The organism is Pseudomonas sp. FG1 (assembly GCF_034313875.1).
GTDB lineage: Bacteria > Pseudomonadota > Gammaproteobacteria > Pseudomonadales > Pseudomonadaceae > Aquipseudomonas > Aquipseudomonas veronii.
Map to the genome: position 1 here is coordinate 567,456 of NZ_JAVIWP010000001.1, position 24,070 is coordinate 591,525.

21 protein-coding genes are annotated in these 24,070 nt (G+C 60.7%); 15 read left to right on the forward strand and 6 right to left on the reverse strand.

The window, feature by feature from the left end; translation table 11 throughout:
- Positions 1 to 16: 16 nt before the first annotated feature.
- From RGV59_RS02710 to RGV59_RS02720, 3 genes are read right to left on the reverse strand one after another with little or no spacing between them, the layout of a single operon-like run.
- Positions 17 to 784: a TerB family tellurite resistance protein gene (locus RGV59_RS02710; protein ID WP_017847804.1), complete on the reverse strand. Its 768-nt coding sequence runs from the start codon at positions 782 to 784 to the stop codon at positions 17 to 19.
- Position 785: 1 nt separating this feature from the next.
- Complete coding sequence (gene murU / locus RGV59_RS02715; protein WP_046489161.1) at positions 786 to 1,460, reverse strand: N-acetylmuramate alpha-1-phosphate uridylyltransferase MurU; 675 nt, start codon at positions 1,458 to 1,460, stop codon at positions 786 to 788.
- Positions 1,457 to 2,482 carry an aminoglycoside phosphotransferase family protein gene (locus tag RGV59_RS02720; protein ID WP_126587655.1) on the reverse strand — a complete coding sequence of 342 codons (1,026 nt, stop codon included), beginning with the start codon at positions 2,480 to 2,482 and terminating at the stop codon, positions 1,457 to 1,459. The genes murU and RGV59_RS02720 overlap by 4 nt, the downstream gene beginning before the upstream one ends.
- A gap of 130 nt (positions 2,483 to 2,612) precedes the next feature.
- On the opposite strand from RGV59_RS02720, the gene RGV59_RS02725 reads away from it, so the two are divergent.
- The 11 genes from RGV59_RS02725 (at position 2,613) to RGV59_RS02775 (ending at position 16,704) form a co-directional block, all read left to right on the forward strand.
- On the forward strand, positions 2,613 to 5,447 hold the full coding sequence (locus tag RGV59_RS02725; protein WP_322246863.1) for an LPS-assembly protein LptD: 2,835 nt from the start codon (positions 2,613 to 2,615) through the stop codon (positions 5,445 to 5,447).
- The gene (locus tag RGV59_RS02730; RefSeq protein WP_322246864.1) at positions 5,422 to 6,762 is read left to right on the forward strand and encodes a peptidylprolyl isomerase; all 1,341 of its coding nucleotides are present in this window, start codon (positions 5,422 to 5,424) and stop codon (positions 6,760 to 6,762) included. Before RGV59_RS02725 ends, RGV59_RS02730 begins: the two co-directional genes overlap by 26 nt.
- Complete coding sequence (gene pdxA, locus RGV59_RS02735; protein WP_017847809.1) at positions 6,759 to 7,748, forward strand: 4-hydroxythreonine-4-phosphate dehydrogenase PdxA; 990 nt, start codon at positions 6,759 to 6,761, stop codon at positions 7,746 to 7,748. Before RGV59_RS02730 ends, pdxA begins: the two co-directional genes overlap by 4 nt.
- Positions 7,745 to 8,557 carry a 16S rRNA (adenine(1518)-N(6)/adenine(1519)-N(6))-dimethyltransferase RsmA gene (gene rsmA / locus RGV59_RS02740; RefSeq protein ID WP_017847810.1) on the forward strand — a complete coding sequence of 271 codons (813 nt, stop codon included), beginning with the start codon at positions 7,745 to 7,747 and terminating at the stop codon, positions 8,555 to 8,557. The genes pdxA and rsmA overlap by 4 nt, the downstream gene beginning before the upstream one ends.
- Positions 8,558 to 8,664: 107 nt before the next feature.
- Positions 8,665 to 9,045 carry a Co2+/Mg2+ efflux protein ApaG gene (gene apaG / locus RGV59_RS02745; RefSeq protein WP_017847811.1) on the forward strand — a complete coding sequence of 127 codons (381 nt, stop codon included), beginning with the start codon at positions 8,665 to 8,667 and terminating at the stop codon, positions 9,043 to 9,045.
- Complete coding sequence (locus RGV59_RS02750) at positions 9,045 to 9,896, forward strand: symmetrical bis(5'-nucleosyl)-tetraphosphatase (protein WP_017847812.1); 852 nt, start codon at positions 9,045 to 9,047, stop codon at positions 9,894 to 9,896. Before apaG ends, RGV59_RS02750 begins: the two co-directional genes overlap by 1 nt.
- 33 nt (positions 9,897 to 9,929) lie before the next feature.
- Positions 9,930 to 10,259 (forward strand): thiosulfate sulfurtransferase GlpE, encoded by a 330-nt coding sequence (glpE, locus tag RGV59_RS02755; protein WP_102618125.1) that lies wholly within the window; start codon positions 9,930 to 9,932, stop codon positions 10,257 to 10,259.
- Positions 10,260 to 10,544: 285 nt separating this feature from the next.
- Positions 10,545 to 12,467 (forward strand): PrkA family serine protein kinase, encoded by a 1,923-nt coding sequence (locus RGV59_RS02760; RefSeq protein WP_017847814.1) that lies wholly within the window; start codon positions 10,545 to 10,547, stop codon positions 12,465 to 12,467.
- Between the two features lie 113 nt (positions 12,468 to 12,580).
- Entirely contained in the window at positions 12,581 to 13,852 is a 1,272-nt protein-coding gene (locus tag RGV59_RS02765) for a YeaH/YhbH family protein (RefSeq protein ID WP_017847815.1), read from the forward strand.
- Entirely contained in the window at positions 13,849 to 15,411 is a 1,563-nt protein-coding gene (locus RGV59_RS02770; RefSeq protein ID WP_322246865.1) for a SpoVR family protein, read from the forward strand. Before RGV59_RS02765 ends, RGV59_RS02770 begins: the two co-directional genes overlap by 4 nt.
- A gap of 63 nt (positions 15,412 to 15,474) precedes the next feature.
- Positions 15,475 to 16,704: a multifunctional CCA addition/repair protein gene (locus tag RGV59_RS02775; protein WP_322246866.1), complete on the forward strand. Its 1,230-nt coding sequence runs from the start codon at positions 15,475 to 15,477 to the stop codon at positions 16,702 to 16,704.
- Here RGV59_RS02775 and folK read toward each other — a convergent pair.
- Together folK and folB are read right to left on the reverse strand one after the other, a co-directional pair.
- Entirely contained in the window at positions 16,699 to 17,217 is a 519-nt protein-coding gene (gene folK, locus RGV59_RS02780; protein WP_046381854.1) for a 2-amino-4-hydroxy-6-hydroxymethyldihydropteridine diphosphokinase, read from the reverse strand. The genes RGV59_RS02775 and folK overlap by 6 nt on opposite strands.
- Positions 17,208 to 17,561 (reverse strand): dihydroneopterin aldolase, encoded by a 354-nt coding sequence (folB, locus tag RGV59_RS02785; RefSeq protein WP_026140135.1) that lies wholly within the window; start codon positions 17,559 to 17,561, stop codon positions 17,208 to 17,210. Before folB ends, folK begins: the two co-directional genes overlap by 10 nt.
- 72 nt (positions 17,562 to 17,633) lie before the next feature.
- Between folB and plsY the strand changes: the two genes are divergently transcribed.
- The gene (plsY, locus tag RGV59_RS02790) at positions 17,634 to 18,203 is read left to right on the forward strand and encodes a glycerol-3-phosphate 1-O-acyltransferase PlsY (RefSeq protein WP_177029581.1); all 570 of its coding nucleotides are present in this window, start codon (positions 17,634 to 17,636) and stop codon (positions 18,201 to 18,203) included.
- Positions 18,204 to 18,236: 33 nt separating this feature from the next.
- On the opposite strand, the gene tsaD is transcribed toward plsY, so the two are convergent.
- Entirely contained in the window at positions 18,237 to 19,262 is a 1,026-nt protein-coding gene (gene tsaD / locus RGV59_RS02795; RefSeq protein ID WP_046489142.1) for a tRNA (adenosine(37)-N6)-threonylcarbamoyltransferase complex transferase subunit TsaD, read from the reverse strand.
- Positions 19,263 to 19,465: 203 nt separating this feature from the next.
- On the opposite strand from tsaD, the gene rpsU reads away from it, so the two are divergent.
- From rpsU to rpoD, 3 genes are all read left to right on the forward strand, one after another.
- Positions 19,466 to 19,681: a 30S ribosomal protein S21 gene (gene rpsU / locus RGV59_RS02800; protein WP_002551877.1), complete on the forward strand. Its 216-nt coding sequence runs from the start codon at positions 19,466 to 19,468 to the stop codon at positions 19,679 to 19,681.
- A 448-nt stretch (positions 19,682 to 20,129) separates the two neighbouring features.
- On the forward strand, positions 20,130 to 22,100 hold the full coding sequence (gene dnaG / locus RGV59_RS02805) for a DNA primase (protein ID WP_017847822.1): 1,971 nt from the start codon (positions 20,130 to 20,132) through the stop codon (positions 22,098 to 22,100).
- Positions 22,101 to 22,167: 67 nt separating this feature from the next.
- Positions 22,168 to 24,018 carry an RNA polymerase sigma factor RpoD gene (gene rpoD / locus RGV59_RS02810; protein WP_017847823.1) on the forward strand — a complete coding sequence of 617 codons (1,851 nt, stop codon included), beginning with the start codon at positions 22,168 to 22,170 and terminating at the stop codon, positions 24,016 to 24,018.
- Positions 24,019 to 24,070: the final 52 nt, after the last annotated feature.

A 24,070-nucleotide genomic window follows, 5' to 3' on the forward strand; every position in this document is an offset into this window, starting at 1 on the left:
CGCCCAAATGGGACGACTAGCGGAAATCCCGCCGCTCGCGAATCAACGTATAGGCGTTATGCAGTTCGCGGGTTCGCTCGGTGGCCTCACGCACTTGCGCGGGGCTGGCGCCGCTACCGGCGATCTTGTCTGGATGGTGGCGGCTGAGCAGGCGGCGGTAGGCGCGCTTGATCGCCGAGGGCTCGGTGGTGCTGGTCACCCCCAGAATCCGCAACGCCTCCTGATACGCGGCGCCACGGCTGGCCACCGGCTTGCGCTCCGGCGCGTAATCGGCGGCCAGCGCCTGAAGCTGTTGCGGCGTCCAGCCCAACCACTTGCCCCACAAGTTGATCAGGTCACGCTCGGCATCATCCGCGCGGCCATCCGCCCAGGCCATGCGCCAACAGGCGCGCAACACGCCTTCTGACGCATGGGGCTGGGACTTGAGGACGCGCAGGTAGGCGCGCACCCGGTCAGAGCCGGATTTACCGCGGTTGAACGCCGCAATCGCCCGACGCTGGGCCGGTTCGGTCATGTCCAGCGCGCGCATTTCCTGGCGTGCCTGCTGGATATGCCCGTCCGCCACGCGGCCATTGCTTTTGGCCAGGCGGCCCAGCAGCACAAACAACAGTTCGTCATTGCGCAACGCCGGGCGCCCGCCCAGGCGCTCACGCAACTGTGCCCAGCTGTGCAGTTGCAGGCGGCGATCCAGCGCCTGCCCGAGCAAGGCTCCCAACAAGGCACCCGGAATACTGGCAATGGCAAAGCCAGCCCCGGCGCCGATCAGCGTCCCAGGCCACAACATCTTAGCGCCCCGCTGTCAGCAGGGTTTCGACTTGCGCCAGGCGCTCCAGCGTGCCGACATCGATCCAGCGTCCCGTCATGTGTTCTCCCGTTACTTGACCTTGCGCCATGGCCGCGCGCAACAGCGGCGCCAGCTTGAAAGCACCGGTGCTGCAACCCGCGAACAACTTGGGGTCGAGCACTGATATGCCACTGAAGGTCAGGTTATCGGCACCGGGCGCCGCATCATGAAGCACACCATGATCCAGGTGGAAATCCCCGCCCGAGGGGTGATGCGCCGGGTTATCGACCATCACCAAGTGGGCCAGGCCCTGAAGCGGGCGCTGGAGTTGGGCGAAGTCGTAATCGGTCCAGATATCGCCATTGACCACCAGAAAGGGTTCATCCCCCAGCAACGGCAGCGCCTGGAAAATCCCGCCGCCGGTTTCCAACGGTTCGCCCTCGGGGGAGTAGCGGATGCGCAGGCCAAACTGCGCACCGTCGCCCAGGTAGTTTTCAATCTGCTGGCCGAGCCACGCATGGTTGATCACGACATCGGTGAACCCGGCCCTGGCCAGCGCCTCCAGGTGATACTCGATCAGGCGTTTGCTGCCCGCTTGCACCAGCGGCTTGGGCGTGTGCAAGGTGAGCGGGCGCATCCGCTCGCCTTTACCGGCCGCCAGGATCATCGCCTTCATACGCTCGCCTCGGCGGGTTGGCGCAGGCTGGCCAGCAGCTCCGCCAGTTCGCCCAACTCCGGACGGTCCGCCAGTACCGCTTCTATATAGGCAAAGAAGCGCGGCACGTCGGCCAGGTAGCGTGGTTTGCCGTCGCGGTGGCAGATACGCGCGAAGATACCGATCACCTTGAGGTGACGCTGCACGCCCATCAGGTCGCTGGCGCGCAGGAAGTCGTCGAAATCCGCCTGCACCGGGATGCCCAGGGTTACGGCGCGCTGCCAATAACCGCGCTGCCATTCGCGCACGCGGGCCTGGGGCCAACTGAGGAACGCGTCCTTGAACAGGCAGGTGATGTCGTAGGTCACCGGGCCGTAGACCGCGTCCTGGAAATCCAGCACACCGGGGTTCGGCGCGCTGATCATCAGGTTGCGCGGCATATAGTCGCGGTGTACCAGCACTTTCGGCTGGGCCAGGGCGCTGTCGATCAGGCGCTCGCTGACACGCTGCCAGAGCGCCTGCTGGTGCGCGTCGAATTCGACCCCCAGGTGGCGGCGCACGTACCATTCGGGGAAGAGTTCCAGCTCGCGGCGCAGTAAAGCGACGTCATAGCTGGGCAGCGGCGCGTCCATCGGCAACTGCTGGAAAGCCAGCAAGGCGTCGATGGCATCGGCGAACAATTGATCGGCATTTTGCTCGTCAATCACGTCCAGGTAGGTTTTTCTGCCCAGGTCGTTGAGCAAAAGAAAGCCGCGCGGCAAATCTTCTGCATAAATTTTTGGCACATTGATTGCCGATTTCGCCAGTAAATCGGCGATATCGACGAAAGGTTTGCAGTTTTCCTGGGGGGGTGGAGCGTCCATCACCACGAAAGTATGCGCCCCGCCTTCCCAGCGGAAGTAGCGCCTGAAACTCGCGTCGCTACTGGCCGCGGTCAATGTGGCCGGGGGTACGGCGCCCCAATCCTGAGCGTTGAAGAGGATCGGCAACTGCTCATCCAGCCAGACTTTCAGCTGTTGTAAACGTAGATCTTGCTCGGGCATTACAAGGGTCTCCGACGGCGCTAGCCGTCAAGCGGGTCATGCTTTATTATCACGCATCTTTTTCAGACCATCGAGAGGCGTGCGGCCCACACCGCGGGCAGATGGCACGCAGGAAGCCCGGACTAATAAGATGGCATTGAAATCCCCCGCGTTTCGTAGAAAATTTCCGTTGCTGGTAACCGGCAGTCTGCTGGCCATGCAACCTTTCGCCACCTCATTCGTGGTCGCCGCGGAACAGTATGACTGCTCAGTCTCTGCTTCGGGTGCCTGGGATTGCGCGCCGAAAACCGCCGCCGCCCCATTGCCACCGCGCCCGGTGCATGACGGTGCAGCCGTCAGCTCGGCCAACGGCACGGCGCAAGCCAACGCTGAAGGCGGCACCGAGGCCGAGCCGAAGACCATGCTGGTCACCGAATCCAAGGGCCGTGGCCTGCGTTCGCGCAGCGCCGACTACAGCCACTTGGACTGGGTGCCTCGCGAGAAGCTGACCGCCGCCCAACTGGCGGAAACCGGTCCTTATTGCTCCGGCGCGTACATCGAGCCGATTCGTCCTGGCATGAACGACAAGACGAACAAGAGCGATGCGCCGACCTTCATCGGCGCCAAGGCCTCGCGTTACGAGCAGGAACAGCAGGTCGCGACCCTGGCCGGTGACGTCGTCATGCGCCAAGGCAGCATGCAGCTGGAGTCTGAAGAAGCCAGCCTGTACCAGGCCGAGAACCGTGGCGAGCTGAACGGCAACGTCCGCCTGCGCGACAACGGCGCGCTGATCGTCGGCGACCACGCCCAGGTCCAGCTCGATACCGGCGCGGCACAGATCGACAACGCCGAATACGTGATGCACAAGTCACGCATCCGCGGTAACGCGCTGTACGCCAAGCGCGCCGAAAACGCGATCATCCGTCTCAAGGACGGTACGTACACCACCTGCGAGCCAGACAGCAACGCCTGGCAGCTCAAGGGCAACAACATCACGTTGAACCCGGCCACCGGTTTCGGTACGGCCACCAACGCGACGTTGCGGATCAAGAACATCCCGATCCTGTATACCCCTTACATCTATTTCCCGATCGACAACCGTCGTCAATCCGGCTTCCTGCCGCCGAGCTTCAGCACCGGCAGCGAGACTGGCTTTACGCTGGTGACGCCGTACTACTTCAACCTGGCACCGAACTACGACGCCACGTTGTACCCGCAATACATGACCAAGCGCGGCTTGTTGATGGAAGGCGAATTCCGCTACCTCACCAAATCCAGCGAAGGCCAGTTCGGCGGCGCGTACCTGAACGACGACAACGACGAACGCAGCAAGCAGACCGATTACGAAAAAACCCGTTATATGCTCAATTGGCAGCATAAGGGCGGGCTGGATTCGCGCCTGACGACTCAGGTGGATTACACCAAGATCAGTGATCCGTTCTACTTTCAGGATCTGAAGTCATATGAAGAAGGCGTAGAGAGCCGAGACTTCCTCAACCAACAAGGCTCTTTGACCTATCGTGGCGACTCTTACCAGGCGCGCCTGAACGTCCAAGCGTATCAATTGGCGACGATCTCCCAAATCACGCCTTATGACCGACTGCCTCAGATCACTTTTAATGGCGCTCTGCCGTATCACCCCGGCGGCCTGAACTTCTCTTATGAGACTGAAGCTGTACGGTTTGATCGAGACCTCAGAAGCGGCAATGTCACCAATGAAGATGGTGGCCCGTTCAATGCGGATGGTACGGTAGGTGAGCGTCGTCTGGACACTTACGTCACAGGCCTGACCCGTGCAAACGGTACTCGCTTGAACGCGGCCCCCGCCGTCGACTACCCGATGAACTGGACCTACGGCTTTATTACGCCGAAGTTGAAGTACGTCTATACCAAGTACGATTTGGACTTGGATAGCAGAGGCAAGAACGACATTATTACCGCGCAAGCGAATGCAACCGCGACTAATCCGTATGCAGGCGGAGTATTCAAAAGCTCGCAAGACCGCGCAATTCCAATCGCCAGCGTCGACAGCGGCCTGTACTTCGACCGCAACACCAACTGGTTCGGCAAAGACTATCGCCAAACCCTCGAGCCGCGCGCGTTCTACCTTTATGTTCCGAATAAAGACCAGAGCGACATCCCGGTTTTCGACACCAGCGAATACTCGTTCAGCTATGCCTCGCTGTTCCGTGACAACCGCTTCAGCGGCACCGACCGGATCGGCGATGAGAACAAGCTGTCCCTGGGTGTCACCAGCCGTTGGATCGAAGAAAACGGCTTCGAACGCCAACGCGTCAGCGTCGGCCAGGCCTTGTACTTCAAGGACCGCGAAGTTCAACTGCCCGGCATCCTGGCAGCCGACCGCGCCGACGCCCAGAGCGACGTTTCGCCGATCGCGCTGGACTACGAGTTCCGCTTCAACCGCGACTGGCGCGCCACTGCCGATTACAACTGGGACACGGAAAGCCACGCCCCACGTTCCGGCAGCGCGATGTTCCACTACCAGCCGGAAGACAACCCGAACAAGGTCGTCAACCTCGGTTATCGCTATCGCAACGACCAAGTGGTCTACAACCAGCTGACCGGTAAATGGCAGTTTGGCGGCGACTACGGCACGGAAGGCCAACCAAACTTCGTGAAGGATTACTACAAAATCCAACAACACGACTTCTCGATGATGTGGCCGATCATTCCCCAGTGGAACATGATTACCCGCTGGCAGTACGACTACGCCCGCAACCGTACCCTGGAAGCCTTCGGTGGTTTCGAGTACGACAACTGCTGCTGGAAACTGCGCGTCATCAACCGTTACTGGGTTTCCAACGACGAATACAGCCAGATCGCCCCGCTTAACGAAAAGGGTGACCACGGGCTCTTCTTCCAGATCGTCCTCAAAGGACTCGGCGGCCTGACCGGCGCCAAGGTAGAGAGCTTCCTCGACAAAGGCATTCAAGGTTATCGTGAACGTGAAGATCAAGCTTTCTGATTGTCTGCGCCCGCTCGTGCTGGGCGCGCTGTTCCTGGGTACCGCATCGGCGCATGCCGCGGTTCAACAGCTGGATAAGGTCGTGGCCATCGTCGATAACGACGTGATCATGCAGAGCCAACTGGACCAACGGGTCAAGGAAGTTCAGCAAACCATCGCCAAGCGTGGCGGTGGTGTGCCGCCTACCAGCGTCCTGGACCAACAGGTGCTGGAGCGCCTGATCGTCGAAAACCTGCAATTGCAGATCGGCGATCGTTCCGGCATCCGTATTTCGGACGAAGAACTGAACCAGGCTGTCGGCACGATCGCGCAACGCAACAACATGAGCATCGATCAGTTCCGCGCCGCCCTGGCCCACGACGGCCTGTCCTATGAGGACGCGCGTGACCAGATCCGCCGCGAAATGATCATCAGCCGTGTGCGTCAGCGTCGTGTGGCCGAGCGGGTTCAGGTGTCCGAGCAGGAAGTGAAGAACTTCCTCGCATCGGACCTGGGCAAGATGCAGCTCTCCGAAGAACTGCACCTGGCCAACATCCTGATCCCGACCCCGGACAGCGCCAACTCTGAGCAGCTCAATGCAGCCGCCGCCAAAACCCAGGCTATCTATGATCGCCTGAAGGCCGGTGCCGACTTCGCCCAGATGGCAATCGCCCAATCCGGCAGCGACAACGCCCTGGAAGGCGGCGATATGGGCTGGCGTAAAGCCGCTCAATTGCCACCGCCGTTCGACCGTGAGCTGAGTGCCATGGAAGTGGGAGGCATTACCCAGCCAGCCCGCACCCCAGGCGGCTTCATCATCCTCAAGTTGCTGGAACGTCGCGGCGGCGAGACCTCGCTGAAAGACGAAGTCCACGTTCGTCACATCCTGGTTAAACCAAGCGAAATCCGCACCGAAGCGCAAACCAAGGAACTGGCCCAGAAGATCTATGACCGCATCGAAAGCGGCGAAGACTTTGCCACCCTGGCCAAAAGCTTCTCGGAAGACCCGGGTTCCGCCCTCAACGGTGGCGACCTCAACTGGATCGACCCGAACGCATTGGTGCCGGAGTTCCAGGAAGTGATGGCCAAGACCCCGCAAGGCGTACTGTCCAAACCGTTCAAGACGCAATATGGCTGGCATGTACTGGAAGTCCTTGGCCGCCGCGCCACCGACAACACCAGCCAGGCCCGCGAACAGCAAGCCCTGACCGTCCTGCGCAACCGCAAGTACGATGAAGAGCTGCAAACCTGGCTGCGTCAGATCCGTGACGAAGCCTACGTAGAAAACAAACTGCCAGGCGCCGAGCAAACAGGCACCAACCAGGCAAACCAGTGAAACCCCAGCGTTTCGCGGTGACACCCGGCGAGCCGGCCGGCATTGGTCCAGACCTGTGCCTGCTGCTCGCCTCGCAGCCCCAGCCACACCCCCTGATCGCCATTACCAGCCGCGACCTGCTCCTTGAGCGGGCCGCGCAACTGGGCGTGGCCGTCAAACTGCTGGACGTTGCGCCGGGTAACTGGCCCGACCTGCCGGCTCCCGCGGGCAGCCTGTATGTGTGGGATACCCCGCTGCAGGCCAAGGTGGTCGCCGGGCAACTGGACAAGGCCAATGCGGCCTTTGTGCTGCAAACCCTGACCCGTGCCGGGCAAGGGTGTATCGACGGCGACTTCGCCGGCATGATCACCGCCCCCGTACACAAGGGTGTGATCAACGAATCCGGCATCGCCTTTTCCGGCCATACCGAATTCCTCGCCGAACTGACCCACACCCCCCAAGTCGTGATGATGCTGGCCACACATGGCCTGCGCGTCGCCCTGGTGACCACGCATTTGCCGTTGCGCGACGTGGCCGATGCCATCACCGTCGAACGCCTGGAGCGCGTCACGCGCATCCTGCATGCCGACCTGCAACAGAAATTCGGCATCGCCCAACCGCGCATCCTGGTCTGCGGGCTCAACCCCCACGCCGGTGAGGGCGGCCACCTGGGCCATGAAGAAATCGACATCATCGAACCCACCCTGGAGCGTCTGCGCCAAGACGGCATGGACCTGCGCGGCCCATTGCCCGCGGACACTCTGTTTACCCCCAAATATCTGGAGCACTGCGACGCAGTGCTGGCGATGTACCATGACCAGGGGCTGCCCGTACTGAAATACAAAGGCTTCGGCGCCGCAGTCAACGTGACGCTGGGCCTGCCGATCATCCGCACTTCCGTCGACCATGGCACCGCCCTGGACCTGGCGGGCAGCGGCAAGATCGATACCGGCAGCCTGCGCGTGGCCCTGGAAACCGCCTATCAGATGGCCGAGACCCGTATATGACCGAGCATTACCAACACCGGGCGCGCAAGCGCTTCGGGCAAAACTTCCTGCACGACGCTGGCGTGATCGACCGCATCCTGCGCTCCATCCATGCCAAGCCCGAAGACCGTCTGCTGGAAATCGGCCCGGGCCAGGGCGCACTGACCCAAGGCCTGCTGGCCAGCGGCGCGCAACTGGATGTGGTTGAGCTCGATAAAGACCTGATCCCGATCCTCAATCAGCAGTTTGGCGGCAAGTCCAACTTCATCCTGCACCAGGGCGATGCGCTGAAGTTCGACTTCACCAGCCTCAATGCCGCGCCCAACAGCCTGCGGGTGGTGGGTAACCTGCCGTACAACATCTCCACGCCGCTGATCTTCCACCTGCTGAACAACGCAGGGATCATCCGCGACATGCACTTCATGCTGCAGAAAGAAGTGGTTGAGCGCTTGGCCGCCGGCCCTGGCGGCGGCGATTGGGGCCGCCTGTCGATCATGGTTCAGTACCACTGCCGCGTCGAACACCTGTTCAATGTTGGCCCGGGCGCGTTCAACCCGCCGCCGAAGGTCGATTCAGCCATCGTGCGCCTGGTGCCTCACGCCGTGCTGCCGCACCCGGCCAAGGATCACAAACTGTTGGAGCGCGTCGTGCGCGAAGCCTTCAACCAGCGCCGCAAGACCCTGCGCAATACACTCAAAGCGCTGTTGAGCAACGCCGAGATCGAAGCCGCTGGCGTCGACGGCAGCCTGCGCCCGGAACAACTGGACCTGGCCGCATTCGTGCGCCTGGCCGACCAGCTTGCGATCCAGCCGCCGCCCGTCGCGGACTGAAGCCCGCCCTGCACCAGGCCCGACAGCATGTCTGGCCTAGTGCCCGCCTCTTGGCCTAGACTGATCCGCATCTGCTGTCCTCCGCTTTTGCTTTTAAGGCCTCTTGCATGTCCGATCCTCGCTACCAGATCGACGTCAGCGTCGTTACCCGCTTCCTGGCGGACCAATCGCAACCTGAACACAACCGTTTCGCCTTTGCCTACACCATCACGGTGAAAAACAACGGGCTGGTGCCGGCCAAGCTGCTGTCACGCCACTGGGTGATCACCGACGGTGACGGTCAAGTGGAAGAGGTGCGGGGTGCCGGCGTGGTCGGCCAGCAACCGCTGATCGATATCGGCGCCAGCCATACCTACAGCAGCGGCACGGTGATGACGTCCAAGGTCGGCACCATGCAAGGCTCGTATCAGATGAAAGCCACTGACGGCAAACTGTTCGACGCGATCATCAAGCCATTTCGCCTGGCCGTGCCCGGAGCCTTGCACTGATGGCAACCTATGCGGTCGGCGACCTGCAAGGCTGCCTGCAGCCCCTCAAGTGCCTGCTCGAGCGCGTGGCCTTCGACCCGGCGAACGATCGTCTGTGGCTGGTAGGCGACCTGGTCAATCGTGGCCCCGAGTCCCTGGAGACCCTGCGCTACTTATATGGCCTGCGCGATTCCCTGGTGTGCGTACTGGGCAACCACGACCTGCACCTGCTCGCGGCCGGCAGTAACATCGAGCGCCTGAAAAAAGCCGATACCCTGCGGGAAATCCTCGAGGCCCCGGATCGCGCCGACTTGCTGGACTGGCTGCGCCGGCAAAAGATCATGCACTACGACGAGCAGCGCGACATGGTGCTGGTCCATGCCGGCATTCCACCGCAGTGGACGCTGAAAAAAGCCCTCAAGTGCGCCGCCGAAGTCGAAAGCGCCCTGGCCGATGACAACCTGTACATCGCCTATCTCGACGGCATGTACGGCAATGAACCGGTGAAATGGGACAACGACCTGACGGGCGTCGCCCGCCTGCGCGTGATCACCAACTATTTCACACGCATGCGCTTCTGCACCGCCGACGGCAAACTGGACCTCAAGAGCAAGGAAGGCGCCGACACCGCGCTGCCCGGCTACAAACCGTGGTTCGCCCACAAGGAACGCAAGACCCGCGACACGAAGATCATCTTCGGTCACTGGGCGGCCCTCGAAGGCAAATGCGATGAACCCGGCGTGTTCGCCCTCGACACCGGCTGCGTGTGGGGCGGCGCCATGACCCTGATGAACATCGACACCGGCGAGCGCCTGAGCTGCCAGTGCCCTTCCCCTCTTCCCGTGACCCCGTCGGTTGCCGCGAAGCGCTAGACGCCGCTTGCAGCCAAACCCAAGGAGCCCGCCATGAGCGAATTCAAACGTATCCCTCCCGAACAAGCCCAGGCCCTGCGCGAACAAGGCGCGGTGGTGGTGGATATTCGTGATCCGCAGGCCTACGCCCTGAACCACATCAAAGGCGCCCGGCACCTGGACAACCACAACATCGCCGATTTCATCCGCGCCGCCGACCTCGACGCGCCGGTGATCGTGGCCTGCTATCACGGCAATTCCAGCCAGAGCGCGGCCGCCTATCTGATCAGCCAGGGCTTCTCCGACGTCTACAGTCTGGACGGTGGCTTTGAGCTGTGGCATACGACCTATCCTGCAGAAATTGCCTCCGGCGATTCGCAATAATTTTTTTCACACCCCGCCACCCCGCGTGACGCTTGGGCTTGCGCCGTTTCTGACGAACGGCGCACCCAAACTAATTGCGTATCCCTCCTTTACCTCGCGGATTCCGAACTATCCTTAAGCGCAGGCCATCCGAATCAGGGGAGAGCCGGTACACCGGCGTGCGGGTCATCGGTAGCGTTTCAGGGTGTTCTGGGGGGAAAACGGCCATTGGCGTTCGTCAATGACTGCCAGCATCGACTGATTGATCCGGCGTCGGCTCCACGTATCGAGCGAGGTGACGACGTCATGAGTATTTTTAGCCACTTCCAACAACGTTTCGAGTCCACGCAGCAGGAAGAACTCACACTGCAAGAGTATCTCGACCTGTGCAAGCGTGACCGCAGTACCTACGCGTCTGCCGCCGAGCGTTTGTTACTGGCGATTGGCGAGCCGCAGTTGGTGGACACCTCCAACAATTCGCGTCTGTCGCGAATCTTCTCGAACAAGGTGATCCGCCGCTATCCGGCCTTTGAAGACTTCCACGGCATGGAAGAATGCATCGACCAGATCGTCTCCTACTTCCGGCACGCCGCCCAAGGCCTGGAAGAGAAGAAACAAATCCTCTACCTGCTCGGCCCGGTTGGCGGCGGTAAATCGTCCCTGGCCGAAAAGCTCAAACAACTGATCGAGAAAGTGCCCTTCTACGCCATCAAGGGTTCGCCGGTCTTCGAATCGCCCCTGGGCCTGTTCAACGCCACGGAAGATGGCGCGATCCTCGAAGAAGACTTCGGCATCCCACGGCGCTACCTCAACACCATCATGTCGCCCTGGGCCACCAAGCGCCTGGCCGAGTTCGGCGGTGACATCAGCCAGTTCCGCGTGGTGAAACTCTACCCGTCGATCCTCAACCAGATCGGCGTGGCCAAGACCGAGCCGGGCGATGAGAACAACCAGGACATCTCGGCGCTGGTGGGCAAAGTCGATATCCGCAAACTGGAAGAATTCCCACAAAACGATGCCGACGCCTACAGCTACTCGGGCGCACTGTGCCGGGCCAACCAGGGCCTGATGGAATTCGTGGAGATGTTCAAGGCTCCGATCAAGGTCCTGCACCCACTGCTCACCGCCACCCAGGAAGGCAACTACAACAGTACCGAAGGCCTCGGCGCGATTCCGTTCACCGGGATTCTGCTGGCCCACTCCAACGAATCGGAATGGCACACCTTCCGCAACAACAAGAACAACGAAGCCTTCATCGACCGGATCTACATCGTCAAGGTGCCGTACTGCCTGCGGGTCAGCGATGAAATCAAGATCTACGACAAGCTGCTGTTCAACAGCTCCCTGGCCAAGGCCCATTGCGCGCCCGACACCTTGAAGATGCTCGCGCAATTCACCGTGCTGTCGCGCCTCAAGGAGCCGGAGAACTCGAATATCTATTCGAAGATGCGCGTGTACGACGGCGAAAACCTCAAGGACACCGATCCGAAGGCCAAGTCGATCCAGGAATACCGCGACACCGCCGGCGTGGACGAGGGCATGAACGGCCTGTCGACGCGCTTCGCGTTCAAGATCCTGTCCAAGGTGTTTAACTTCGACCCTCACGAGATCGCCGCCAACCCGGTCCACTTGCTCTATGTGCTGGAGCAGCAGATCGAACAGGAACAATTCCAGGCCGAAACCCGCGAACGCTACCTGCGCTTCCTCAAGGAATACCTGGCGCCGCGCTATATCGAGTTCATCGGCAAGGAAATCCAGACTGCCTACCTGGAATCCTACAGCGAGTACGGCCAGAACATCTTCGACCGCTACGTGCTGTATGCCGACTTCTGGATTCAGGACCAGGAATACCGCGATCCGGAAACCGGCGAAATCCTCAACCGCGTAGCCCTCAACGAGGAACTGGAAAAGATCGAAAAACCCGCCGGCATCAGCAATCCGAAGGATTTCCGCAACGAAATCGTCAACTTCGTGCTGCGTGCCCGCGCCAACAACAACGGCAAGAACCCCACTTGGCTCAGCTACGAGAAGCTGCGGGTGGTCATCGAGAAGAAAATGTTCTCCAACACCGAGGATCTGCTGCCGGTCATCAGCTTCAACGCCAAGGCCAGCAAGGAGGATCAGCAAAAACACAACGACTTCGTTACACGGATGGTCGAGCGTGGCTACACCGACAAACAGGTACGGCTGCTCTCCGAGTGGTATCTGCGGGTGCGCAAATCGCAGTAAGGCAGCGACGGGCGTGTACTGCCAGGCCCATGGCCTGGCGGTCGACCGCTTGTCTCTAAGCTTCCAGCTCGCGGCTTGAAGCTTGTAACGTGAAGCTGCCCGGAGGGCTCCCCATGAGCTATGTGATCGACCGACGCCTCAATGGCAAGAACAAGAGCACGGTAAACCGTCAACGTTTCCTGCGGCGTTACCGTGACCACATCAAAAAGGCCGTTGAAGAGGCCGTCAGCCGCCGTTCCATCACCGACATGGAGCATGGCGAACAGATCAGCATTCCCGGACGGGACATCGACGAACCGGTGCTGCACCACGGCCGGGGTGGCAAGCAGACTGTCGTGCATCCGGGCAACAAGGAGTTCACCACCGGCGAACACATCCAGCGCCCCCAAGGCGGTGGCGGCGGCAAAGGCCCCGGCAAGGCGGGTAACTCCGGCGAAGGCATGGATGAGTTCGTGTTCCAGATCACCCAGGAAGAATTCCTCGAATTCATGTTCGAAGACCTCGAACTGCCCAACCTGGTCAAGCGCAACCTGACCGGCACCGACACGTTCAAGACCGTGCGCGCCGGGATCAGCAACGAAGGCAACCCTTCACGGATCAACATCATCCGCACCCTGCGTTCGGCACACGCCCGGCGCATCGCCCTGTCCGGCAGCAGCCGCGCCAAATTGAAGGAGGCCAAGGAAGAGTTGGCGCGTTTGAAACGCGAAGAACCGGACAACTTCGGCGATATCCAGGAAATCGAGACAGAAATCGAGAAACTCAGCGCGCGCATTCACCGCGTGCCGTTCCTCGACACCTTCGACTTGAAATACAACCTGTTGGTCAAACAACCCAACCCAAGCTCCAAGGCGGTGATGTTCTGCCTGATGGACGTGTCCGGCTCCATGACCCAGGCCACCAAAGACATCGCCAAGCGCTTTTTCATCCTGCTGTACCTGTTCCTCAAGCGCAACTACGACAAGATCGATGTGGTATTCATCCGCCACCACACCAGCGCCCGGGAAGTCGATGAGGAGGAATTCTTCTATTCACGGGAAACCGGCGGCACCATCGTCTCCAGCGCGTTGAAACTGATGCAGGAAATCATGGCCGAGCGCTACCCGGCCAACGACTGGAACATCTACGCGGCGCAGGCCTCCGACGGCGACAACTGGAATGACGACTCGCCGATCTGCCGGGACATCTTGATCAACCAGATCATGCCATTCGTGCAGTACTACACTTATGTCGAGATCACCCCCCGTGAGCACCAGGCGCTGTGGTTCGAATACGAGCGCATCGGCGAAGCCTTCGCCGACACGTTCGCCCAGCAGCAATTGGTCTCGGCCGGCGATATCTATCCGGTCTTCCGTGAACTCTTCCAGCGCAGGTTAGTGACATGACCGCCAAAGAGCATAAACGCCAACCCATTTCCACGGGGTCTGAGTGGACCTTTGAACTGATCCAGGCCTACGACCGGGAAATCAGCCGCATCGCGGCCGGTTATGCCCTGGACACCTACCCCAACCAGATCGAAGTGATCACCGCCGAACAGATGATGGATGCCTACGCCTCGGTAGGCATGCCCCTGGGTTACCACCATTGGTCCTACGGCAAACACTTCCTCAGCACCGAAAAGTCCTACAGCCGCGGCCAGATGGGTCTGGCCTACGAAATCGTGATCAACTCCGACCCGTGCATCGCCTACCTGATGGAAGAAAACACCATCTGCATGCAGGCGCTGGTGGTGGCTCATGCCTGCTACGGGCATAACAGTTTCTTCAAGGGCAACTACCTGTTTCGCACCTGGACCGACGCCAGCTCGATCATCGATTATCTGGTGTTCGCCAAGCAGTACATCATGCAGTGCGAGGAGCGCCACGGCATCGATGCGGTGGAAGACTTGCTCGACTCCTGCCATGCCCTGATGAACTACGGCGTCGATCGCTACAAACGCCCGTATCCGATTTCCGCCGAAGAAGAACGCCTGCGCCAGAAGGAGCGCGAGGAACACCTGCAGAAGCAGATCAACGACCTGTGGCGCACCATTCCCAAACGCGCCGATAAAAACAGCGACAAGGACAATGCGCGCTTCCCCGCCGAACCTCAGGAAAACATCCTGTATTTCCTGGAAAAGCACGCGCCCCTGCTGGAGCCGTGGCAACGGGAAATCGTGCGTATCGTGCGCAAGATCGCCCAGTACTTTTACCCACAGCGCCAGACCCAGGTGATGAACGAAGGCTGGGCGACGTTCTGGCACTACACCCTGATAAACGACCTGTACGACGAAGGCCTGGTCACTGACGGCTTCATGATGGAGTTCCTCACTTCCCACACCAGCGTGGTGTACCAACCCGGTTTCGACAGCCCGTATTACAGCGGCATCAACCCGTATGCGCTGGGCTTTGCCATGTACCGCGACATCCGGCGCATGTGCGAAAACCCCACCGAGGAAGACCGCCGCTGGTTCCCGGAAATCGCCGGCACCGACTGGCTTTCCACCATCAAGTTCGCCATGAGCAGCTTCAAGGACGAGAGCTTCATCCTGCAGTACCTGTCGCCCAAGGTGATTCGCGACCTCAAGCTGTTCAGCATCCTCGATGACGACCTCAAGGACGACCTGGTGGTGCCGGCCATCCACGACGAGCCCGGCTACCGCACCATTCGCGAAACCCTGGCGGCGCAGTACAACCTGGGCAACCGCGAGCCCAACGTGCAGATCTACAGCATCGACGTGCGCGGCGACCGCTCGCTGACCCTGCGTCACCAGCAGCACGACCGCAAACCCCTGGGCGACTCCACCGAGGAAGTACTCAAGCACCTGCATCGGCTGTGGGGGTTCGACATCCACCTGGAAACCCTGCAGGGCGATCAGGTGATGAAAACCCACCACGTCCCCCCACGCAGCGATCACAACGATAACGACTACGGCCGCCTGGACCTGGCCGTCGTTCATCTCTGAAACGGCAAAGCCGCCATTGGCCGGGCACAGGCGTTATCCTGTGCGGCTAATGGAGGCTTTTTCATGAAAATCTACAAAGTCGGCGGCGCGGTGCGTGACCGCCTTCTGGGCATCAAGGTCACCGATATCGACCGTGTCGTCGTCGGCGCAACGGCCGAGGAAATGCTCGCCAAGGGCTATAAACCGGTGGGCGCGGACTTCCCGGTATTCCTCGACCCGAAAAACGGCGACGAGTACGCCCTCGCCCGTACCGAGCGCAAGAGTGGCCGGGGCTATGGCGGCTTTGTGTTTCACGCCAGCCCCGACGTCACGCTGGAAGAAGACCTGATCCGCCGCGACCTGACCATCAACGCCATGGCAGAGGACGACGACGGCAGGCTGACCGACCCCTATCACGGCCAGCGCGACCTTGAAGCCCGCGTTTTACGCCACGTTTCCCCGGCGTTCGCCGAAGATCCCCTGCGCGTATTGCGGGTTGCGCGCTTTGCTGCGCGCTACGCCCACCTGGGTTTTACAGTGGCGCCGCAAACCCTGGACCTGATGCGTCAACTCAGCGAATCCGGTGAACTCGAAGCCCTGACGCCGGAGCGCAGTTGGAAGGAAATTTCCCGTGCCCTGATGGAAGATCAGCCCCAGATATTCATCCAGGTGCTGCGCGATTGCGCCGCATTGAACACCTTGATGCCGGAAGTCGACGCCCTGTTCGGCGTGCCGCAGCCCGCAGCCCATCACCCCGAGATCGACAGCGGCGTTCACACCTTGAGCGTGCTCGAACAGGCCGCCTTGCATCACCAACCGCTGACAGTGCGCTGGGCCTGCCTGCTGCATGACGTCGGCAAAGGCCTGACGCCTGTGGATAAGTTGCCACAGCATATTGCCCATGAGCAGCGCGGCCTGAAGCTGATCAAGGCGGTCAATGAACGCTTCAAGGCGCCGAGGGACTGCCAGGAACTGGCGCTGTTGGTGGGCCAATACCACACCCATGGGCATCGAGCCCTGGAGCTTAAAGCCTCGACATTACTGGAATTGCTGCAGAGTTTTGACGTTTACCGGCGGCCGCAGCGCTTTGAAGAGTTTGTGGTCGCCTGCGAAATGGACGCCCGCGGCCGCAAGGGCTTGGAACAACGCAGTTATCCACAGGCGGATTATTTACGCGGCGCCGCAAAGGCCGCGCGCGAGGTCGCGGTGGCGCCGTTGCTGGAGAAGGGTTTCAAGGGCCCCGAACTGGGCGAGGCCCTGAAGCGCGAACGGCTCAAGACCTTGAAAGCCTACAAGGAACAGCACGCCCTATAGCAGCGCGCTCGGCGTCAGTTGCTGGCCCCGCCATTCGAATCCGACGGGCGCCAGCACCTGATCGATCTGTGCATCCCGCCACAGCTCAGCCAGCGTCTTGCCCACTTCAGGGTGTACACGATCTGGCGCCATCATCGACAACGGCCACAGCACGAAGGCGTTTTTCAGGATTTCTGCACGCGGCAGGATCAGGCCATCGAAGTTGCCCACCAGATCGCCGTACAGCAGCACGTCGATATCCAGCGGCAGGCCCTTGCGATCCGGCGCGTAACGGCCATTGTCGGCCTCGATGGACTTCAGCCGGCGATCCAGCTCCATCAACGACAGGTCGGTATAGGCCGACACCACCAGATTGAAGAACAGCCCGCTCTTGATGCCCACCGGCTGACTCTCGAACACCGCCGAGCAGCGCATGTCGATCAAGAAGCCCGCGAGTGCATCCAGGCCCGCGCACAGATGGGGCTCGCGCTCGATATTGCTGCCAAGACCAAGGTAAACCTGAGTTAGCGACATCCGCGCTCGATCTCCACGCCCACGCCCTTGGCGGCCGGCACGGCCCCCGGCTTGGTCAACTTGAGGTGCAGCCAGGGAATCTGGAACTCGCTCATCAGCACTTCGGCCAGACGCTCGGCAAAGGTTTCCACCAACTGGTACTGCGACTGCTCGGCAAAGGCCTGGATACGCGCGGACACACTGGCGTAATCCAGTGCCAGGGTGAGGTCGTCACCCGCAGCGGCCGGGCGGTTGTCCCAGGCGAAACTCAGGTCCAGGCGCAAGCATTGCTTGATGCCGCGCTCCCAGTCGTAGGCCCCGATCACGGTGTCGACTTCCAGGCCTTCGATAAACACTCTGTCCAAGCTCTTCTCCGCAGCACGACAAGGGCGCGATGCCCCGTTAGAATCAGGGCGTCCTCGCCCGGAATAGTTAGCATGTTTTGGTCACTGGCGATTTTCGCCTACCTGCTCGGCTCGCTGTCCTTCGCCATCTTGCTCAGCCGCCTGACGGGAAATCCCGACCCGCGAATGGGTGGTTCAGGCAATGCCGGCGCCACCAACATGCTGCGCCTGGCCGGCAAGAAGCTCGCCGTGCTGACGCTGCTGGGCGACGTGTGCAAGGGCCTGTTGCCCGTACTGATCGCCAGCCTTGCCGGCCTTACCCTGCAACAGCAAGCCTGGGTTGGCGTGTGCGCCGTCCTCGGCCATCTGTTTCCGTTGTACTTTCGTTTTCGCGGCGGCAAGGGTGTCGCCACGGCGGCCGGCATGCTGCTGGGGATCTACCCTCCGGCGGCGCTGCTGGCCATGCTCGCCTGGCTGCTGACCTTCTACCTGACCCGCACCAGCTCGCTGGCCGCGCTGATCGCCACGCCGCTCACCCTGCCGTTGCTGGCCTGGCAGGAACCGGCGGCGCTGTTGCCGATGAGTGTGCTGACCCTGCTGATCGTCTGGCGCCATCGCGGCAATTTACGCGACCTGTTTGCCGGGCGCGAACGGCATTTTTAAATCCGGCCGATGAATTCCGCTCACCTTGAGCGCCTACAACGGTGACAACTGCTCCATCGGCCAGCGTGCCTGCACGCTGATCGCCAGGCTTTCGTGCTGCCCGGCCTGCAGGCGCTGGCAACCGGCATAAGCGATCATCGCGCCGTTGTCGGTGCAGAATTCAGGGCGCGCATAGAACACATCGCCCCTCATGTCGCCGAGCATTTTTTCCAGGGATGCGCGCAAGGCCTTGTTGGCGCTGACGCCGCCTGCGATCACCAGGCGCTGCATGCCCGCCTGTTTCAGGGCGCGCTTGCACTTGATGGTCAAAGTCTCCACCACCGCCTGCTGGAACGCCAGCGCGATGTCGCAACGGGCTTGCTCACTGTCGTCCCCGGCGCTGACGCTGTGCTGCCAGGTATTCAGGGCAGAGGTCTTCAAACCGCTGAAGCTGAACATCAGGCCCGGGCGATCACACATCGGACGCGGGAAGGTATAGCGACCGGCGACGCCTTTTTCGGCCAGACGCGCGATTTCCGGACCGCCGGGATAATTGAGGCCCATCATCTTCGCGGTCTTGTCGAACGCCTCACCGGCGGCATCGTCCAGCGACTCGCCCAATAGCGTGTATTGACCGATCCCATCGACCTGAACCAGCTGCGTATGGCCACCCGAAACCAACAAAGCGACGAACGGGAACTGCGGCGGTGTTTTTTCCAGCATTGGCGCCAGTAAATGGCCTTCCATATGGTGTACGCCGAGGGCCGGAATGTCCCAGGCAAATGCCAGCGCCTGGGCGCAAGAAGCCCCAACCAGCAGGGCTCCGACCAATCCGGGACCGGCGGTGTAGGCGATCGCATCGATCTCGGTCGGCACGCAGCCGGCCTCGTCCAGCACCTGCCGAATCAACGGCAGCATGCGTTTGACGTGATCACGGCTGGCAAGCTCCGGCACCACGCCGCCATAGGCGCGATGCAAGTCGATCTGACTGAACAGCGCATCGGCCAAAAGCCCGCGTTCACTGTCGTAAAGTGCGACACCGGTTTCGTCGCAGGAGGTTTCAAGTCCCAGTACTAGCATGGGTTTGCGCCTTGTAGAGGCTGAATTCGAAGGCGCGCATAATAGTCGCCACTCCCCCTCCCGACTAGCGGTTTTCGATCAGAGGCTTTGCATTCCTGGCAATGAGGGGTTAACATCCGCAACCCTTAAAAACCGACGACCTCAGCCGCGAATTTTTTGCGACGAGAACGTTGATTCCCGGTAATGAAAGAAGGTAGCTCTGGATGCCAGCCGTCAAAGTAAAAGAGAACGAACCCTTCGACGTAGCTCTGCGTCGTTTCAAGCGCTCCTGCGAAAAAGCCGGTGTTCTGGCTGAAGTTCGTAGCCGCGAATTTTACGAGAAGCCAACTTCTGAGCGTAAGCGTAAAGCAGCAGCCGCTGTTAAGCGTCACGCCAAGAAAGTTCAGCGCGAGCAGCGCCGCGCCGTTCGTCTGTACTAATACACAGACGTTCGTAGCAAGCTTCTGCCAAGCCCGGCCCTAAGCCGGGCTGTTGGCATTTGCGGATATCGCTTGATGCTTCACCGTCGACGCCGCCCATGCGACCGAGACACTGCTTCACACGTCAGGACTGGCTCTTCTGCCAGCGGTGCGCGTCTCTTCTGACGAGTCTAACAAGGCTACTGACGAGCACACTTATTTCTTCAAGCAGACGATCGACTGTGTCGGCTGTGCCCATCGATGCGCTTCCGAGGCCCGCCATTGGCCAAGACCGGACGCCGGGGCAACATTTCTTCGCCGAACAGACTGAGTAGAAATTAACGTCAGTGGATGTTCGGCAGATACACTTCCTGACAGCCCAAGCAGACGATTGATGGTCGAGCCATACGATACGTGCGCTTGAGCACTTCACGGGCCCTCATTTCCACGCAGTGATGACGAGAACGCCATGGCCGGGCTGATTCCCCAGAGCTTTATTGACGACCTTCTGAACCGCACCGACATCGTCGATGTGGTCAGCTCGCGCCTGCAAATGAAGAAGGCGGGCAAGAACTACACCGCCTGCTGCCCGTTCCACAAGGAAAAGACCCCGTCGTTCAGCGTCAGCCCCGACAAGCAGTTCTACTACTGCTTCGGCTGCGGCGCGGGCGGCAACGCCCTCGGCTTTATCATGGACCACGACAACCTGGACTTCCCCCAGGCCGTCGAGGAACTGGCCAAAGCCGCCGGCATGGAAATCCCCCGCGAAGAAAGCGGCCGCCCGCACAAACCGCGGCAACCCACCGATTCGCCGCTGTACCCGCTGCTGACCGCCGCCGCCGACTTTTATCGCCAGGCGCTCAAGAGCCATCCGCAGCGCAAAGCCGCCGTCGACTACCTCAAGGGGCGCGGCCTCACCGGCGAAATCGCCCGCGACTTCGGCCTGGGCTTCGCCCCGCCGGGCTGGGATAACCTGTACAAACACCTGAGCAGCGACACCCTCCAGCAAAAAGCCATGATCGACGCCGGCCTGCTGGTGGAAAACGCCGAGACCGGCAAGCGCTACGACCGCTTCCGCGACCGCGTGATGTTCCCGATCCGCGACAGCCGTGGCCGGATCATCGCCTTCGGCGGCCGGGTGCTCGGGGACGACAAGCCCAAGTACCTCAACTCGCCGGAAACCGCAGTGTTTCACAAGGGCCAGGAACTCTACGGCCTGTTCGAAGCGCGCAAGAACAACCGCAACCTCGACGAAATCATCGTGGTTGAAGGCTATATGGACGTGATCGCCCTCGCCCAGCAAGGCCTGCGCAATGCCGTGGCGACCCTGGGCACCGCCACCAGCGAAGAACACTTGAAGCGCCTGTTCCGCGTAGTGCCCAGCGTGCTGTTCTGCTTCGACGGCGACCAGGCCGGCCGCAACGCCGCCTGGCGCGCCCTCGAAGCCACGCTGCCGTGCCTGCAGGACGGGCGCCGCGCACGCTTCTTGTTCCTGCCCGAAGGCGAAGACCCGGACACCCTGGTCCGCTCCGAAGGCACCGACGCCTTCCGCGCGCGCATCAACCAGCATGCGCAGCCGCTGGCGGACTATTTCTTCCAGCAACTGACCGAAGAAGCCGACCCGCGCTCCCTCGAAGGCAAGGCGCACATGGCCACCCTCGCAGCGCCGCTGATCGACAAAGTGCCGGGCGCGAACCTGCGCACCCTGATGCGTCAACGCCTGCTGGAAATCACCGGACTGAGCGGCGAAGCGGTCAGCCAGCTGGTCCACAGCGCACCGCAAGATGCGCCGCCGGCCTACGACCCAGGCATGGATTACGACGCCATGCCGGACTATTCCGACTTCCACCAACCGCAGGAGGCCTACACGCCCCAGCAGGAGTGGACACCGAAAAAGCCCGGCGCCGGCGGCAAGAAATGGGACAAGAAGCCCTGGAACAAAAACGGCAAGCGTGGTGACCGCGACGAGGCCTACGCCCCGCGCACCCCGGTGGCCGTAGAGGCGCCGACGCTGATTGCCCTGCGCACGCTCATCCACCATCCGCAATTGGCGGGCAAGGTCGAGAGTGCCGAGCACTTTGCCAACGAGAGCAATACCTATGCCCAGGTACTGATCGCGCTGATCGAGGCGGTGCAGAAAAATCCTAAGCTAAACTCCATTCAGCTGATGGCTCGCTGGCATGGCACCGAACAAGGGCGGTTGTTGAAAGCACTCGCGGAAAAGGAGTGGCTAATTGACGGCGATAACCTTGAACAACAGTTTTTAGACACCATTACTAGGTTATCCGCGGGTCAGCACACGCAGACCCTCGATGAACTCATCAAGAGAGCGAGGCAGCCGGGATTATCGGCTGAAGAGCAAATTCAGATAGCAAAACAGATGCGTGACCTCTTAAAACAGAATGTTTCCGCATCAAACCCGACCTCAGCTGGCGCGTGAGGTCATAGCTCGGGTATAATCCTCGGCTTGTTTTTTGCCCGCCAAGACCTTCAGTGGATAGGGTGTTATGTCCGGAAAAGCGCAACAGCAGTCTCGTATCAAAGAGTTGATCACCCTGGGTCGTGAGCAGAAGTATCTGACTTACGCAGAGGTCAACGATCACCTGCCTGAGGATATTTCAGATCCAGAGCAGGTGGAAGACATCATCCGCATGATCAACGACATGGGGATCCCCGTACACGAGAGTGCTCCGGATGCGGACGCCCTTATGTTGGCCGACGCCGATACCGACGAGGCAGCCGCTGAAGAAGCCGCTGCCGCGTTGGCCGCGGTGGAGACCGACATCGGTCGCACGACTGACCCTGTACGCATGTATATGCGTGAAATGGGTACCGTCGAGTTGCTGACACGCGAAGGCGAAATCGAAATCGCCAAGCGTATTGAAGAGGGTATCCGTGAAGTGATGGGCGCAATTGCGCACTTCCCTGGCACGGTTGACCACATTCTCTCCGAGTACACTCGCGTCACCACCGAAGGTGGCCGCCTGTCCGACGTCCTGAGCGGTTATATCGACCCGGACGACGGCATTGCGCCACCTGCTGCCGAAGTGCCGCCGCCTGTCGACCCGAAAGCCGTGAAAGCGGACGACGATGCCGAAGACGACGATGCCGAAGCCAGCACCGACGACGAAGATGAAGTCGAAAGCGGTCCAGACCCAATCATCGCTGCCCAGCGTTTCGGTGCGGTTTCCGATCAAATGGAAATCACCCGCAAGGCCCTGAAAAAGCACGGTCGCTCCAACAAGCTGGCAATTGCCGAGCTGGTGGCGCTGGCTGAGCTGTTCATGCCGATCAAGCTGGTGCCGAAGCAATTCGAAGGCCTGGTCGAGCGTGTTCGCAGCGCCCTTGAGCGTCTGCGCGCACAAGAGCGGGCGATCATGCAGCTCTGTGTGCGTGATGCGCGCATGCCGCGTACCGACTTCCTGCGCCAGTTCCCGGGCAACGAAGTTGACGAAAGCTGGACCGACGCTCTGGCCAAGGGCAAGGCGAAATACGCCGAAGCCATTGGTCGCCTGCAGCCCGATATCATTCGTTGCCAGCAGAAGCTGACCGCACTTCAGACCGAAACCGGTCTGACGATTGCCGAGATCAAGGACATCAACCGTCGCATGTCGATCGGTGAGGCCAAGGCCCGCCGCGCGAAGAAAGAGATGGTTGAAGCGAACTTGCGTCTGGTGATCTCCATTGCCAAGAAGTACACCAACCGTGGCCTGCAATTCCTCGATCTGATCCAGGAAGGCAACATCGGCTTGATGAAGGCGGTGGACAAGTTCGAATACCGTCGCGGCTACAAGTTCTCGACTTATGCCACCTGGTGGATCCGTCAGGCGATCACTCGCTCGATCGCCGACCAGGCCCGCACCATCCGTATTCCGGTGCACATGATCGAGACGATCAACAAGCTCAACCGTATTTCCCGGCAGATGTTGCAGGAAATGGGTCGCGAACCGACCCCGGAAGAGCTGGGCGAACGCATGGAAATGCCTGAGGATAAAATCCGCAAGGTATTGAAGATCGCTAAAGAGCCGATCTCCATGGAAACCCCGATCGGTGATGACGAAGACTCCCATCTGGGCGACTTCATCGAAGACTCGACCATGCAGTCGCCAATCGATGTAGCCACCGTTGAGAGCCTTAAAGAAGCGACCCGCGACGTACTGTCCGGCCTCACTGCCCGTGAAGCCAAGGTACTGCGCATGCGTTTCGGCATCGACATGAATACCGACCACACCCTTGAGGAAGTCGGTAAACAGTTTGACGTGACCCGCGAGCGGATCCGTCAGATCGAAGCCAAGGCGCTGCGCAAGTTGCGTCACCCGACGCGAAGCGAGCATCTGCGCTCCTTCCTCGACGAGTGATCCCAGAACCCCCGGCCCAGGCCGGGGGTTTTGCTTTCTACCGATTACTTTT

Bases quoted from the DNA above. Each gene is read 5' to 3' on its own strand.
- RGV59_RS02710 (WP_017847804.1), bottom strand. From the start codon at position 784: ATGTTGTGGCCTGGGACGCTGATCGGCGCCGGGGCTGGCTTTGCCATT.
- murU (WP_046489161.1), bottom strand. From the start codon at position 1,460: ATGAAGGCGATGATCCTGGCGGCCGGTAAAGGCGAGCGGATGCGCCCG.
- RGV59_RS02720 (WP_126587655.1), bottom strand. From the start codon at position 2,482: ATGCCCGAGCAAGATCTACGTTTACAACAGCTGAAAGTCTGGCTGGAT.
- RGV59_RS02725 (WP_322246863.1), top strand. From the start codon at position 2,613: ATGGCATTGAAATCCCCCGCGTTTCGTAGAAAATTTCCGTTGCTGGTA.
- rsmA (WP_017847810.1), top strand. From the start codon at position 7,745: ATGACCGAGCATTACCAACACCGGGCGCGCAAGCGCTTCGGGCAAAAC.
- apaG (WP_017847811.1), top strand. From the start codon at position 8,665: ATGTCCGATCCTCGCTACCAGATCGACGTCAGCGTCGTTACCCGCTTC.
- RGV59_RS02750 (WP_017847812.1), top strand. From the start codon at position 9,045: ATGGCAACCTATGCGGTCGGCGACCTGCAAGGCTGCCTGCAGCCCCTC.
- glpE (WP_102618125.1), top strand. From the start codon at position 9,930: ATGAGCGAATTCAAACGTATCCCTCCCGAACAAGCCCAGGCCCTGCGC.
- RGV59_RS02760 (WP_017847814.1), top strand. From the start codon at position 10,545: ATGAGTATTTTTAGCCACTTCCAACAACGTTTCGAGTCCACGCAGCAG.
- RGV59_RS02765 (WP_017847815.1), top strand. From the start codon at position 12,581: ATGAGCTATGTGATCGACCGACGCCTCAATGGCAAGAACAAGAGCACG.
- RGV59_RS02770 (WP_322246865.1), top strand. From the start codon at position 13,849: ATGACCGCCAAAGAGCATAAACGCCAACCCATTTCCACGGGGTCTGAG.
- RGV59_RS02775 (WP_322246866.1), top strand. From the start codon at position 15,475: ATGAAAATCTACAAAGTCGGCGGCGCGGTGCGTGACCGCCTTCTGGGC.
- folK (WP_046381854.1), bottom strand. From the start codon at position 17,217: ATGTCGCTAACTCAGGTTTACCTTGGTCTTGGCAGCAATATCGAGCGC.
- plsY (WP_177029581.1), top strand. From the start codon at position 17,634: ATGTTTTGGTCACTGGCGATTTTCGCCTACCTGCTCGGCTCGCTGTCC.
- tsaD (WP_046489142.1), bottom strand. From the start codon at position 19,262: ATGCTAGTACTGGGACTTGAAACCTCCTGCGACGAAACCGGTGTCGCA.
- rpsU (WP_002551877.1), top strand. From the start codon at position 19,466: ATGCCAGCCGTCAAAGTAAAAGAGAACGAACCCTTCGACGTAGCTCTG.
- dnaG (WP_017847822.1), top strand. From the start codon at position 20,130: ATGGCCGGGCTGATTCCCCAGAGCTTTATTGACGACCTTCTGAACCGC.
- rpoD (WP_017847823.1), top strand. From the start codon at position 22,168: ATGTCCGGAAAAGCGCAACAGCAGTCTCGTATCAAAGAGTTGATCACC.